The organism is Corallococcus aberystwythensis, from assembly GCF_003612165.1.
Classification (GTDB): Bacteria; Myxococcota; Myxococcia; order Myxococcales; family Myxococcaceae; genus Corallococcus; species Corallococcus aberystwythensis.
Window position 1 is genome coordinate 15,873 of record NZ_RAWK01000121.1, and the last position, 12,957, is coordinate 28,829.

The window sequence follows — 12,957 nt, forward strand, 5'->3', positions numbered from 1 at the left end:
AGGAGGACAACGTGACGGGAGGAGTCGTGAGGAAGTCGCTGCTGTTGGCCGCGCTCGCGCTGGCGACGCCGGCTTTGGGAGCCACCCCGCCGGAGGGCGTGCCGTTCGAGCCGCGCCGGGGGTTCTTCACCGAGACCGACGTCGGGGTGTTCTTCACGGTGGGCGGCGAGAACAACTACTCCAACGCGCAGTCGTACGTGCAGCTGGGCATTGGCTACGACCTGACGGAGCGGCTGTCGCTGGGCGCCCACTTCGCGCTGGGGTCCTCCGCGCAGAACTGCTTCGCGGGCTACCTGCCGGACTCCAACGTCTGCGCGCTGTCGGACAACTTCACAGTGGCCTTCGGCAACCTGACGGCCGCGTACCACGTGCGGCTGGCCAACCGCTTCTACCTGACGCCCAAGGTGACCGCGGGCTACACGCGCCTGGACCCCACGCCGGTGGATCCGGACAAGGGCGACCCGGGCCGCGCCGTCAACGCCTTCAACGCGGGCCTGGGCGTGGGCGTGGAGTACGCCACGTCCTTCGACCACTTCTCCGTGGGCGCGGACCTGCTCGGGCGCTACATCATCGGGCCCAACATCATGTCCTTCGCGGTGTTCCCGCGCGTGAAGTACACGTTCTGAGGTTTCAGCGCCGCACCGCCTGCCGGGCGTATCCGGCGGGCGTGCGGCCCACGATGCGCCGGAAGTCGCGGATGAAGTGCGCCTGGTCGAAGTAGCCCAGCTCCAGCGCCAGCCGCGCCAGGTCCGGGGGCGGCACCTCCCGCAGCCGCTCCGCGGCCTCATGCAGGCGGTAGCGCTGGATGACCCACTTGGGATTCACGCCCACGTAGCGGTTGAACAGCCGCTGCACCGTGCGCAGGCCCGGGCCCTGGGGCGTGAGCAGGTCCTCCACCTTCGTCACCGCGCGGTCCTCCAGGATGCGCGCGACCAGTCCCTGCACCCGCGCCACGTTCGGATCCGGCCGGGGCTTGTGGGCCCGCAGGAAGGCCTCCGCCAGGGTGATGCGCTCACGGTCCGCGTCGCGGGTGACGTCAGTGGCGAGGATGGCCGCCTCCAGCTCCAGCGCCGCCGGGCCCAGCAGGGCGCCGGGTGAGACGGTGCGCCGCGTGAGGGCGGACACGGGCGTGCCCACGAAGGGGAAGAAGCCGCCGGGCCGGAACTTGATGCTGAAGACGCCGCCCAGCCCCTCCAGCGTGATGGAGAAGCGGCCCGGGTCCACACCGCCGATGCGGGACGTGCCGTCCTGGAAGGCCCAGTGCACGGACGGGTGGGAGAGGGTCTGCTGAACGGCGGGGGGCTGTCCGCGCAGGTCCCAGCGGACGGCCCAGAAGTGCTCCACCCAGGGGCGCAGGTCCTCCGCGGGCAGGACGCGGATGTGCTGGAAGTGGCGGGGATCCGCGTGGGGGTACAACAGGCCCCGAGGCTTGCCCGCGTTCGACTCCACCCGCCGTGCCGCCTCCTTGCCGGACGTCCGCGTCCGGCCGCGTTTCTACTACCGCTTCGATGGGCGGCGGACACGGGTCAGGACTCCGGGGCGGATTCAGCTCCGTCCCTCGTGTGCCCACCCTGGAAGGCACCCTCGCAGCCCCTTCCAGGTATGCCCATGCCCCCCGTCCGTTCCCACGCCCGCGCGTGGGTGCTGGTGCTGTCGTTGCTGTCGTTCCCCGCGTTCGCGCAGGGCATCCCGAACCTGCCCTCCGCGGAGGCCTGCTGGAGCCAGGCGCCGGATGAGGACCACGACGGCGTGAGCGACACCTGCGAGCTCCAGGTGGCCGCGGCCTTCATGCCCACGCTGTGGATTGCCCAGGGGGAGAAGGGCGTGGCGCGCCGGCCGTACTTCGCGGCGAGGCCCCTGAACTCCGCGCTGCGCACGCTGCGCATCTTCTACCTGAACGCCTACTCCGAGGACCACGGCATCCCCAGCCTGGGCATCTTCAACATCTTCGCGCACGACGGCGACTCCGAGTTCCAGGTGCTGGACGTGCACTACGCCGACGGCCGCTGGTACCTGGACCAGGCCTTCCTGTCCGCGCACCTGGAGACGGCGTGCGACTCGTCGGCCTGGTACGGCTACGCGCAGCTCGAGTACGCGGACGAATACCGGGGCGCGCCGCGCATCTACGTGGCGGGCAACAAGCACGGCGCCTACAACTCGAAGGCCACCTGTGACCGGGGCTGCTACTTCACGGACAGCTGCTCCCAGGGGCGGCAGGAGGCGCTGGATCCGGGGAACCGGCTCGCGTCCCGCAACGTGGGCTCCCTCAGCGTGCCGTTGATCAACGCCGTCACCGTCAACGGGCGGACGGAGCGGCTGCTGGATGACGTGGAGTTCAAGGGCTGGGACGACCAGGCGAACCGGAGCAACGCCACGCCGTACCGCGCGCGGCTCGTCCAGTTCGGGTTCTAGGCCCCACATGAAGAAGGGGCCGCCACCCGCGTGTGCGCGGGTGGCGGCCCCTGGAATCTTCAGGCGTCCGGAGGAAGGACTACTCCTCGTCGGCGCGCTCCTCGCGCTTGCGCTCGCGCTCGGCGCGGTAGCGGTCGCCCACGGCCAGCGCCTTCTTGCGCATGCGCACGGACTTGGGCGTCACCTCGACGAGCTCGTCGTCGGCGATCCACTCCAGGGCCTTCTCCAGCCCCATCTCGCGCGGCGGGACGAGGATGACGTTCTCGTCGCGGCCGGCGGCGCGGATGTTGGTGAGCTTCTTCTCGCGGCAGCAGTTGACGTTGAGCTCGGACGGGTGCGCGTTCTCCCCGATGATCATGCCCTCGTACACGGTGGTGCCCGCGCCCACGAAGAGCTGACCGCGCTCCTGGATGCTGAACAGCGCGTACGGCACCGTGTCGCCCAGGCGGTCGGAGACCATGGCCCCGTTGGCGCGCTTCGGGATGTAGCCGAACCACGGCTCGAAGCCGTCGAACTGGCTGCTCATGATGCCCTCACCGCGGGTGATGGTGAGGAACTCCGAGCGGAACCCGATGAGGCCGCGCGCGGGGATGCGGAACTGGAGGCGGGTGCGGCCCGAGCCCAGCTGCGTCATGTCCGTCATGCGGCCCTTGCGGGGCCCCAGGCGCTCCGTCACCACGCCCACGCTGTTCTCCGGCACGTCGCAGAAGAGCAGCTCCATGGGCTCGTGCAGCTGGCCGTTCACCGTCTTGGTGATGGGCTCCGGGTTGGAGGCCGTCAGCTCGTAGCCCTCGCGGCGCATGTTCTCGATGATGACCGCCAGCGCCAGTTCGCCACGGCCCACCACGCGGAACGCGTCCGGCGTCGCGGTGTCCTCCACGCGCACGGCCACGTTGCGGTACGCCTCGCGGTACAGGCGCTCGCGCAGATTGCGGGAGGTGACGAACTTGCCTTCCTTGCCCGCCAGCGGCCCGTCGTTGACCTTGAAGATCATCATCATCGTGGGCTCGTCCACGGTGATGCGCGGCAGCGCCACGGGCTTCTCGGGGTCCGCGATGGTGTCGCCGATGGAGATCTCCTCGATGCCCGCGATGGAGACGATCTCACCGGGGCCGGCGTCCGCGATCTCCGCGCGCTTCAGGCCGGAGAAGCCGTACAGCTTCACGATCTTGCCCTGCTGCACCTTGCCGCCGTCGCGGACGATGGACACGGGCATGTTCGCCGTGATGCGGCCCGCCTGCACGCGGCCCACCGCCAGACGGCCGACGTAGTCGTCGTAGTCCAGGTTGGCCACCAGCAGCTGGAGCGTCGTCTGCTCCACCGGGGGCGCGGGCGGGGGCGGGATGTGCTTGATGATGGCGTCGTACAGCGGCTCCAGCGTCTTGCCCGGCACGTCCAGCGACGTGGAGGCCTGACCCTGGCGAGCGACGGTGTAGAGGACGGGCATCTCCAGCTGGTGCTCGTCCGCGCCCAGGTCGATGTAGAGCGAGTACACCAGGTCCAGCACTTCCTTGGCCCGGGCGTCCTGACGGTCGATCTTGTTGATGACCAGCACGGTCTTCAGGCCCATGGCCAGCGCCTTGGTGAGCACGAAGCGCGTCTGGGGCAGGGGACCTTCGGCGGCGTCCACCAGCAGGATGACGCCATCGACCAGGCGCAGACCGCGCTCCACCTCGCCACCGAAGTCGGCGTGGCCCGGGGTGTCGATGATGTTGATCTGCATCCCCTTGTAGGAGACGGCCGTGTTCTTCGCGAGGATGGTGATGCCCTTCTCGCGCTCGAGGTCGTTCGAGTCCATGACCCGTTCGGTCATGTGCTCATTGGCGCGGAAGGTACCCGCCTGCCGGAGCAGGTGGTCGACGAGGGTGGTCTTGCCGTGGTCGACGTGAGCGACGATGGCGACGTTGCGGATGTTTTCGCGAGAGATCATGCGGACCAACTGACTAGAAAGAAGGTGCGAGGAGAGACGCCCAGGACGGGGTTTCTCAATCCCACCGGAACCCGGAAGGCGGGGGCTTATATGCCGGGGGCTTCCCGCCTGCAATGAAGGCGGGTGTCCAGCAGGCAGACAAACAGGCCCCCCACCCGCCGGGCGCTTATCCCACCTGGGGCTGTGACATGGCTGTTTCCACGCCCAGCCGCTCTCTCAGGAAGCGCTCCACGCGCAGCTCCACCAGCCCCGGGACTTCCAGTGGGGCGGTATGGGTGCCCTCGGAAATCATCAGGAGCTCGGAGGCGGGGATGCGCTCGGCCATCTTCCGGGACAGCCATCCGGGGGTGAAGCGGTCCTTTTCCCCGGCGACCACCAGGGTGGGCACGTCCACGCGCTCCAGGTGGTCCTCGGCGGTGTGGTTCGCCAGCGAGTCCAGGGTCCGCACGAACACGACGGGGTCCATCTTCGCCAGGTGGGTGAAGTAGGGGGCCAGGTCGTTTCGCGCGATGAGGTCCGGGTTCATCTCCAGCCGGATGGCCAGCTGCACCACCAGCTCCGTGGTGAGCGCCCCGTGCACGATGCGCGCGGTGTGGCGGGGGAAGCGCTCCACCGCGGCCCGCAGGGTGGGGAACAGGCGCTTGAGCAGCGTGGAGTCATGGAAGGTGTCCAGGGGCAGGCCGTAGCTGCCGCACACCAGCACCAGGCCCTCCACGCGCCGGCCGTAGCGGCGGTGGAACTCCAGCGCCACCTGCACGCCCATGGAATGGCCGAAGAGGACGGCCTTCTCCATCCCCGCCGCGTCCATCACCCGCGCCAGGTCGTCGCAGGTGTACTCCATGCCAATGCGCGTGCGGTCCGTGGGGACGGTGCTCTTGCCGTGGCCCCGGTAGTGCCAGCGCAGCACACGGTGCCGGCGGCCGAGGTAGGGCAGGAGGTACTTCCACGCGAAGCCGTCACAGCCCAGGCCGTCGCACAGCACCATGCCCGGGCTGCCGTCCCCCCGCACCTGGTAGTAGAGGTCCGCGCCGTCCGGCACCCGCAGCGAGTCCTGACGGAAGGAGACCGCCTGTCCATGGGGCGCGCTCACGCTTCCACCTCTTCCATGTCCAGCCCTTCGGGGAAGCCCTTGTCCAGGCCGTAGCGGGCAATCTTCAGGATGAGGTTGGAGCGGCTGATGCCCAGCTCGCGCGACAGCCGGCTCTTGTTGTAGCGGGTGCGCACCAGGCCCTGGTGGATCATCTCCTTCTCCAGGGACTCCACCGCCTCGTGCAGCTTGCCGTGCGCGCGCGGGGCGATGAAGGGCCCGCCTCCCGGCACGACGGCGTCGCGGATGCGGCTGGAGAGCAGCTCCGCGGGGATGACCTCCAGCTCGCCGCCCAGCACCAGGAGCCGTTCGATTTCGTTCTCCAGCTCGCGGATGTTCCCCGGCCACGCGTACGCGCCCAGGATGCCTAGGGCCTCTGGCGCCAGGCCCCGCGCGCGCTGGCCCTCGCGGTGGTGCTTGCGCAGGAAGTGGTCGATGAGGACGGGCAGGTCGTCCTTGCGCTCGCGCAGGGGCGGCAGCTGCAGGCGGATGACGTTGATGCGGTAGAAGAGGTCCTCGCGGAACTCGCCGCGCTTGACCATGTCGCCCAGGTCCTTGTGGGTGGCGGCGATGACGCGCACGTCGACCTCGCGGGAGTGGGTGCCGCCCACGGGCAGGAAGGTGCCCTCCTGGAGGACGCGCAGGAGCTTCACCTGGAGGGCGGGGGACATGTCGCCCACCTCGTCCAGGAAGAAGGTGCCCTGGTCCGCGACCTCGAAGAGCCCCTTCTTGTCCTTGAGCGCGCCGGTGAAGGAGCCCCGGGTGTGGCCGAAGAGGGCGCTCTCCAGCAGGTTGTCGTTGAAGGCGGAGCAGTTCTGCACGACGAACGGCTTGTCCTTGCGCGGCCCGTTGTGGTGGATGGCGCGCGCCACCAGCTCCTTGCCCGTGCCGGACTCGCCGTTGATGAGGACGGTGGAGTCGGAGTGGGCCACCTTCTCCATCAGGCGGAACACTTCGTTCATGGCCCCGGAGCGGCCGATGATCTTCTCGAAGCGGTAGCGGTTGGACAGCTCGGAGGCCATGGACTGGATGGTCTCCTCCTTGCGCGTGAGCTCCACCTCCTGGTTGGCGATCTCCGTGACCGCGAACTCCAGCAGGTCCGACAGCTTGCTCAACTCCGAGCCGTCCAGCACCGGCACGCGCTCCGCCGCGCCCTCCAGGTCCAGCATCGCCCCGGGCGCGATGTCGCGCATCTTGCCGAGCAGCACCTGGCCGTCTCCGGGCATCAGCGGCTGCCGGGCGAAGCCCTCCACGAAGAGGAAGCCCTCGTACTCGTTGCGGATGTAGAGCGGCGCGCCCACGATGGACAGGCGCAGGTGGCAGTCGTGGAAGAGCGAGCGGCGCAGGTTCTTGGCGGCCTTGAACTTCTCATGCAGCACGCGCACCGACTGGGCACACCGCCGCATCCCCTCCCGTGCCCCCAGGGAGTGGCGGCAGAAGTCGTTGGGCGGCGGGATGAAATCCCCGCGCTGCCAGTCGTGCACGATGCCGTGGCGATCCGCGAACGACAGCTCCACCTGCCACCACTTGCGGATGACATCCCTCAACATGACAATGGTGTGCAGATTCTGATGCTTCTCGAAGTCCATCCCCACGGTCCTCGCCCTGTTGCGGATCAGGACAACGGATCTACGGGGTTGTCCGAAATCAATCCAGCGGCACCTGTCCGAATGACAGCGCTGTTCGCGTACCCTGGTTCCCTGTGAGCGCACCCCCACATACACACGGCAGGGCAGGGCACGGCCACTCGCACGACCATGACCATGACCATGACCACCATGGGCACTCGCACGGCCATGGGCACGGTCATCCGAACGGCCTCAAGAAGGGCGGGCTGGCGGAGGAGCGGCGCAAGGACCGGCGCCGGCTGCTGTTCGCGCTGGGGCTGACGGCGACCATCATGGTGGCGGAGGCGGTGGGTGGCTTCCTCACCAACTCGCTGGCGCTGCTCTCCGACGCCGGGCACATGCTGACGGACGTGTCGGCCATGGTCTTGAGCCTGCTGGCGCTGTGGTTCGCCGGGCGGCCCGCGGACCTGAAGAAGACCTACGGCTACTACCGGATGGAGATTTTGAGCGCGCTCCTCAACGGGGTGCTGCTGCTGGTCATCACCATCTTCATCCTGATGGAGGCCTGGCAGCGGATGCGCACGCCGGCGCCGGTGGAGCTGGGGCCCATGGCGCTGGTGGCGGGCATTGGCCTGGTGGCGAACCTGGCGGCGCTGGGCTTCCTGCACCAGACGCACTCCATGAACGTGCGCGGCGCGTTCCTGCACGTGCTGGGGGACACGCTGTCGTCGGTGGGCGTGCTGATTGGCGCGGGCATCATGTGGTGGACCGGCTGGTACATCGTGGACCCCATCATCTCCGTGCTCATCTCCATGATCATCGTCGTGGGCGCGCTGCGGCTGGTGAAGGACGCGGTGGACGTGCTGCTGGAGGCGGTGCCCGCGCACGTGGACCTGGAGCAGGTGCGGGACCTCATGGGCAAGGTGCCGGGCGTGCAGGCGGTGCATGACCTGCACGTGTGGACCATCTCCAGCGGGATGTACGCGCTGTCCGCGCACCTGGTGGTGGCGGACCCCATGGTCTGCAACAACGACGACATCCTGTCCGCGGTGAAGCACGACCTCTTCGACCGCTTCGGCATCGACCACACGACCATCCAGATCGAGAGCCAGTCCTACGCCCACCTGGGCGAGGTGCATTGACGCTGCTTGCGAAAGGCGCGCGGGGCGGGGATTCTCGCCGGCTCCTATGAGCGTGCTGGACAAGGTGTTGTCGCTGCGGCCGGGCAACGTGGTGGCGCGGGTGGGCCCGGGCTCCCGGGTGCCCTTCCTGGATCCGCGTGAGCTGCTGCGGGCGCTGGAGTCCACGCCCATGGCGCTGCCGTGCCTGCCGGTGCTGTCCAAGGGCGCGCTGCCGGGCCTGCTGGGCGCGGCCCGCGCGGAGGACGCGGTGCTGGGCCTGATGTGTCCGCACCCGCTGGCGGACCGGGGGGCGCCGGAGCGCTTCGTGATGGCGGTGCACGCGGCGGCCCAGGAGGCCGAGCACACCCGGCCCCTGTTCCTCCAGGCCGGCCCCATCCGGGTGACGTCCACGGACGCGGACGTGCTGGACGCGCTCCAGGAGGGGCTCTTCCGCGTGGTGGACGCGGGCTTCGCGCTGGTGTCGCTGGACCTGTCGCGCCTCACGTCCTACGAGGCCGTGGAGGCGGTGAACGCGCTGGTGGGCCCGCTCAAGGAGCGCGAGCTGTCGCTGGAGGTGTCCCCGCCCCAGGTGTCCTCCGGCGGGCTGGTGGACGCGTGCGAGACGCTGCTGGAGGGGCTGTCGCAGTGGCAGGTCCCACCGCGCCTCCTGCGCGTGCCGGACGCGCTGCTGGGGGACGGTGAGCTGGACGTGGAGCTCCTCCGGCAGGTGGTGGAGACCGCCGCCGGGAAGGGCGTGGCGGTGACGGTGGGGGACGCGTCCACCGGGCCCTCGCGGGGGCTGTCCAGCTACGTGGCCGCGGGCGTGCGCAAGGTGGACCGGACCGGGCCCTTTGGCCCCCTGACCCTGCGCGCCTGGCCTCCGGAGGTGCGGGAGAAGGTGGAGGCGCGGGCCCAGGCGGCGGCCATGCCGGCGGGGGAGCTGCTGTCCGTGCTGGAGGAGGGGCTGCCGCCGCTGTCGCAGGGCTCGCGCGAGACGCTGGAGGCGCTGTCCTTCGCGGAGGCCACGGAGGCGCTGGGGGCGCTGGGGGCGCACCGGTCGGCGTCGGTGTCCATGGCGTTCCTCGCCAAGACGGGCGGCGACCTGGGCTAGAAGGGCGCCCATGCGCATCGTTGCAGGCAGCGCGAAGGGCAGGGCCCTGACGGGGCCCAAGCCGTCGTCCGGACACATCCGCCCCACGGCGGACCGGGTCCGCGAAACCATCTTCAACATGCTGGGCCAGTTCCTGGACGGCCAGACCGTGCTGGACCTGTACGCGGGCACCGGCGCGCTGGGGCTGGAGGCCCTGTCTCGGGGCGCAGGGAGGCTGGTGCTGGTGGACCAGGACCGCGAGGCCCTGGAGCTGTGCCGCAAGAACACCGACGCGCTGGGCTTCACGGCCCAGGTGTCCATCCTGGCGCAGCCCGTCGTGCGTGCGCTGGGGACGCTGGGCAAGCAGGGGGAGAAGTTCGACCTCGTCTTCGCGGATCCGCCCTACGCGGCGCGCGTGGTGGAGACGGTGCTGGATGCGGTGGTGGCCGCGGGCGTGGTGACGCCGGGCGGCACGGTGGTGGTGGAGCACGACAAGCGGGAGGCGGCCCCGGACGCCCACGCGGGGCTCGCCCGGGAGGACCAGCGCCGGTTCGGGGACACCCTGGTGAGCTTCTACCGGGCCCCGTGACGCGCGCTTGACCCGCCCCGTGGGCCCGCCGAGACTTCCCGGCACCCATGCCGGTTGCCATCTATCCTGGTTCGTTTGATCCGCTCACCAACGGGCACCTGAGCCTCATCCAGCGCAGCCTGAAGATGTTCGACCGGCTCATCGTCGCCATCGCGGTGAACCCGAAGAAGACGCCCCTCTTCAGCCAGGAGGAGCGCATCGAGCTCATCCGCGAGGCGGTGAACGACCCCCGCGTGGAGGTGGACGCCTTCCACGGCCTGCTCGTGGACTACGTGCACCAGCGCAACGTGAGCGTCGTCATCCGCGGGCTGCGCGCGGTGTCGGACTTCGAATACGAGTTCCAACTGGCGAACATGAACCGGAAGCTGGCACCGGACATCGACACCGTCTTCATGATGACGGGCGAGGACTACTTCTACATCTCCTCGCAGCTCGTCCGGGAGGTCGCCACCTTCGGAGGGAACGTGGAGGGGCTCGTCCCCCCGAACGTGAACGCGGGGCTGAAGAAGAAGTTCGGCCCGAAACCGTAGGGCCCCGGAGCGCTCGCCGGGCAACGCAGCGCGCCCGTAGTGCTTGTCCGCTTCGGGAGTTCCGCGCTAGGCAAGGCGTATGAAACTCGCCCGCCGGCTGAATGCCATCAAGCCCTCCGCCACCCTGGCCCTCAACGCCCGCGCCAAGGCGCTCGCCGCCAGTGGCAAGGACGTGGTGGTGCTGGCCGCCGGAGAGCCGGACTTCGACACGCCGGAGTTCGTGAAGCAGGCGGCCATCGACGCGCTCCGCTCGGGCTTCACGAAGTACACCGCCACCGCGGGCATGCCGGAGTTGCGCGAGGCGGTCTGCCGCAAGCTGGAGAAGGACAACGGCCTGAAGTACGCGCCGGATCAGGTGGTGGTGACGGCGGGCGGCAAGCAGTCGCTCTACAACTGCTTCCAGGCGCTGCTGGACGAAGGCGACGAGGTCATCATCTTCGCGCCGTACTGGGTGAGCTACCCGGACATGGTGCACCTGGCGGGCGGCACGCCGGTCATCGTCCCCACGCGCGAGGAGGACGGCTACGCGCCGGACCCGGCGGCCATCAAGAAGGCGCTCACCCCGCGCACGCGCGCCATCGTGCTCAACAGCCCGGCCAACCCCACGGGCGCGGTGTACTCGCGCGCCACGCTGGAGGGCATCGCGGACGCGGTGCGCGGCCACGACTGCATGCTCGTCACCGACGACATGTACGAAAAGCTCCTCTACACGGGGGAGCCGTTCCTCAACATCGGCAACGTGGCGCCGGACCTGCTTCCGCGGCTGCTGGTGTCCAACGGCCTGTCCAAGTCCCACGCGATGACGGGCTGGCGGCTGGGCTACGCGGCGGGGCCCAAGGCGCTCATCTCCGGCATGCAGCTGGTGCAGGACCAGTCCACGTCCAACGCGTCCTCCATCACGCAGAAGGCGGCGCTGGCGGCGCTCAACGGCCCCACGGACACCATCACCGCGATGGTGAACGAGTACCGCGAGCGCCGGGATTTGTTCGTCGCGGGGCTCAACGCCATCCCCGGCATCCGCTGCCGGCTGCCGGAAGGCGCCTTCTACGCGATGGCGGACGTGCGCGGCCTGTTGGGGCGTGCGTACAAGGGCAAGCCGCTGACAGACTCGCTCCAGCTCTCCGAGGCCCTGCTCAACGACTTCCTGGTGGCGGCGGTGCCGGGAGATCCGTTCGGCGCGCCGGGCTACATCCGCATGAGCTTCGTCACCTCGCGCGAGGTGTTGCAGAAGGGCCTGACGCGCCTGCGGGACTTCGTCGCGGCGCTGGGCTGAGAGCGCAGGGCGCGGGACGCGTTTCGACGGTGGTGTGAAAAAGCGGTCTGGGAAGATGAATTCCCAGGCCGCTTCTTCGTCCAGGGGGCAGCCAGACGCACTGACGAGCCCCGCCGAGGGCCAGGTGCTGAAGGTCCAGCGCAGGCCGGCGCGCACTCACCCGGAAGAAAACCCACCATGATGACCCTGAAGACGCGAGGAAGCGTGCTCTGCGCGCTCCTGATGGCTGTTGTGCTGTCCGCTTGCGGTTCCGACGACAGTGACCCCTCCAAGGACCCGGTGAACCCGGAGCCCCGGCCCGGGCGGGTGACGGGCGTCGTGCTGACGGAGGCAGGCGCTCCCCTCAAGGACTTCGAGGTCACGCTCCTCGAGACCGACAAGACGGTCGTCACGGATGCGCAGGGCAAGTTCGCCTTCGAGTCGCTCAAGCCGGGCAACTACACCCTGATGGCCGCGGGGCCGGGCTACGACGTGGCGCAGGACGAGGTCGAGGTGGAGGCGGGCATGACCGTCGCCATGTCCTTCAACATGAAGGCCACCCTCGTCCGCGTGTCCGGCACGGTCCAGCAGCAGGACGGGACGGCCATCGTCGGCGCCTACGTCAGCATCCTGGACCAGGAAACCGATGAGGTCTTGAAGCGCATCACCACGGACATGTCCGGGGCGTTCACCGTGGACCTGGCGCCCGGCCTCTACATGATCGAAGTCGAGCGTGATGGCTACGCGACCCACTCGGACTTCCTCATCGTGCTCCAGGACGACGAGGTGCCCGTGACCATCACCCTGGAGCAGGTGCCGTAACAGGAATCAGGCGGGGCGCCCGGCGTTGGCTGCCGGGTGCCCCGTGTCGTCTCAGTCCGTGTAGGCGAAGGCATGCCAGCTCAGGTCCGAGCTGCCGCGGAAGAGGAAGATGGCCGCGTGCCCGGAGAGGTTGCCCACCGCGGCCCAGGTGTCCTTGAGCGCGCGCGGATCCAACCCCAGGCGCGCGGGCGGCTTGCCGTACTTCTTCTCCATCTCCGCGATGGGCAGCACTTCAATGTCGTAGAGGGTGACGAGGTCCGTGCGCCGCGCGCGCAGCTGCTTCACCCACGCCTGCACCAGCTCCTCGGACGTGTTGAAGCGCTTGTCCTCCAGCTGGAACGGGTAGGACAGGTCCGCGGACGCGCTGCGCACGTCGCCCGTCAGCAGGCTCTGGAAGAGGAAGCGCGCCTCGTTGTGGATCGCCATGCGCGCCAGGCCTTCGGGGGACAGGTCCGCCTCGTCGAGGCGCGAGGCTTCGCGGCCCGGAGCCAACTGGACCGTGCCCGTGGGGGCGGGAGCAGGCGGCGGTGCCGGTGGGCGCGCCGCAGGGGCGGCA

12 protein-coding genes and 1 pseudogene are annotated in these 12,957 nt (G+C 69.4%); 8 read left to right on the plus strand and 5 right to left on the minus strand.

The genetic code is table 11. The annotated features are described in order from the left end of the window. The first annotated feature begins 26 nt into the window (after positions 1–26). Entirely contained in the window at positions 27–626 is a 600-nt protein-coding gene (cglE, locus tag D7W81_RS20750) for an adventurous gliding motility protein CglE (protein ID WP_120557120.1), read from the plus strand. Positions 627–630: 4 nt separating this feature from the next. On the opposite strand, the gene D7W81_RS42430 is transcribed toward cglE, so the two are convergent. After that, positions 631–1,449 (minus strand): AraC family transcriptional regulator, encoded by an 819-nt coding sequence (locus tag D7W81_RS42430; protein WP_158621639.1) that lies wholly within the window; start codon positions 1,447–1,449, stop codon positions 631–633. 159 nt (positions 1,450–1,608) lie between these two features. Between D7W81_RS42430 and D7W81_RS20760 the strand changes: the two genes are divergently transcribed. Further along, positions 1,609–2,412 (plus strand): hypothetical protein, encoded by an 804-nt coding sequence (locus D7W81_RS20760; protein ID WP_120557133.1) that lies wholly within the window; start codon positions 1,609–1,611, stop codon positions 2,410–2,412. 79 nt (positions 2,413–2,491) lie between these two features. Here the strand turns inward: D7W81_RS20760 and typA are convergent, their stop codons facing one another. The 3 genes from typA to D7W81_RS20775 form a co-directional block, all read right to left on the minus strand. After that, positions 2,492–4,342, minus strand: coding sequence for a translational GTPase TypA (gene typA, locus D7W81_RS20765; protein WP_120557121.1), 1,851 nt, complete (start codon positions 4,340–4,342; stop codon positions 2,492–2,494). A 166-nt stretch (positions 4,343–4,508) separates the two neighbouring features. After that, positions 4,509–5,432: an alpha/beta fold hydrolase gene (locus D7W81_RS20770; RefSeq protein WP_120557122.1), complete on the minus strand. Its 924-nt coding sequence runs from the start codon at positions 5,430–5,432 to the stop codon at positions 4,509–4,511. Next, positions 5,429–7,018: a sigma 54-interacting transcriptional regulator gene (locus tag D7W81_RS20775; protein WP_120557123.1), complete on the minus strand. Its 1,590-nt coding sequence runs from the start codon at positions 7,016–7,018 to the stop codon at positions 5,429–5,431. Before D7W81_RS20775 ends, D7W81_RS20770 begins: the two co-directional genes overlap by 4 nt. Positions 7,019–7,131: 113 nt before the next feature. Here D7W81_RS20775 and D7W81_RS20780 point away from each other — a divergent pair, with 113 nt between their 5' ends. The 6 genes from D7W81_RS20780 to D7W81_RS20805 all read left to right on the plus strand — a co-directional run bounded on the left by D7W81_RS20780 (position 7,132) and on the right by D7W81_RS20805 (position 12,401). Continuing rightward, positions 7,132–8,139, plus strand: coding sequence for a cation diffusion facilitator family transporter (locus D7W81_RS20780; RefSeq protein WP_120557124.1), 1,008 nt, complete (start codon positions 7,132–7,134; stop codon positions 8,137–8,139). A 46-nt stretch (positions 8,140–8,185) separates the two neighbouring features. Further along, on the plus strand, positions 8,186–9,229 hold the full coding sequence (locus D7W81_RS20785) for a hypothetical protein (protein WP_120557125.1): 1,044 nt from the start codon (positions 8,186–8,188) through the stop codon (positions 9,227–9,229). Between the two features lie 10 nt (positions 9,230–9,239). Then, positions 9,240–9,797, plus strand: a complete 558-nt coding sequence (rsmD, locus tag D7W81_RS20790; protein ID WP_120557126.1) for a 16S rRNA (guanine(966)-N(2))-methyltransferase RsmD — start codon at positions 9,240–9,242, stop codon at positions 9,795–9,797. A 47-nt stretch (positions 9,798–9,844) separates the two neighbouring features. After that, on the plus strand, positions 9,845–10,327 hold the full coding sequence (gene coaD / locus D7W81_RS20795; protein ID WP_120557127.1) for a pantetheine-phosphate adenylyltransferase: 483 nt from the start codon (positions 9,845–9,847) through the stop codon (positions 10,325–10,327). Positions 10,328–10,406: 79 nt separating this feature from the next. Next, complete coding sequence (locus D7W81_RS20800) at positions 10,407–11,600, plus strand: pyridoxal phosphate-dependent aminotransferase (protein WP_120557128.1); 1,194 nt, start codon at positions 10,407–10,409, stop codon at positions 11,598–11,600. Between the two features lie 177 nt (positions 11,601–11,777). Then, positions 11,778–12,401: a carboxypeptidase-like regulatory domain-containing protein gene (locus D7W81_RS20805; RefSeq protein WP_120557129.1), complete on the plus strand. Its 624-nt coding sequence runs from the start codon at positions 11,778–11,780 to the stop codon at positions 12,399–12,401. 51 nt (positions 12,402–12,452) lie between these two features. Here the strand turns inward: D7W81_RS20805 and D7W81_RS42435 are convergent. Beyond that, a pseudogene (locus tag D7W81_RS42435) lies at positions 12,453–12,957 on the minus strand (hypothetical protein); the annotation flags it as partial.

Coding starts and splice junctions, on each gene's coding strand:
- typA (WP_120557121.1), bottom strand. CDS start 4,342: ATGATCTCTCGCGAAAACATCCGCAACGTCGCCATCGTCGCTCACGTC.
- D7W81_RS20760 (WP_120557133.1), top strand. CDS start 1,609: ATGCCCCCCGTCCGTTCCCACGCCCGCGCGTGGGTGCTGGTGCTGTCG.
- D7W81_RS20785 (WP_120557125.1), top strand. CDS start 8,186: ATGAGCGTGCTGGACAAGGTGTTGTCGCTGCGGCCGGGCAACGTGGTG.
- coaD (WP_120557127.1), top strand. CDS start 9,845: ATGCCGGTTGCCATCTATCCTGGTTCGTTTGATCCGCTCACCAACGGG.
- D7W81_RS20805 (WP_120557129.1), top strand. CDS start 11,778: ATGATGACCCTGAAGACGCGAGGAAGCGTGCTCTGCGCGCTCCTGATG.
- D7W81_RS20775 (WP_120557123.1), bottom strand. CDS start 7,018: ATGGACTTCGAGAAGCATCAGAATCTGCACACCATTGTCATGTTGAGG.
- rsmD (WP_120557126.1), top strand. CDS start 9,240: ATGCGCATCGTTGCAGGCAGCGCGAAGGGCAGGGCCCTGACGGGGCCC.
- D7W81_RS20800 (WP_120557128.1), top strand. CDS start 10,407: ATGAAACTCGCCCGCCGGCTGAATGCCATCAAGCCCTCCGCCACCCTG.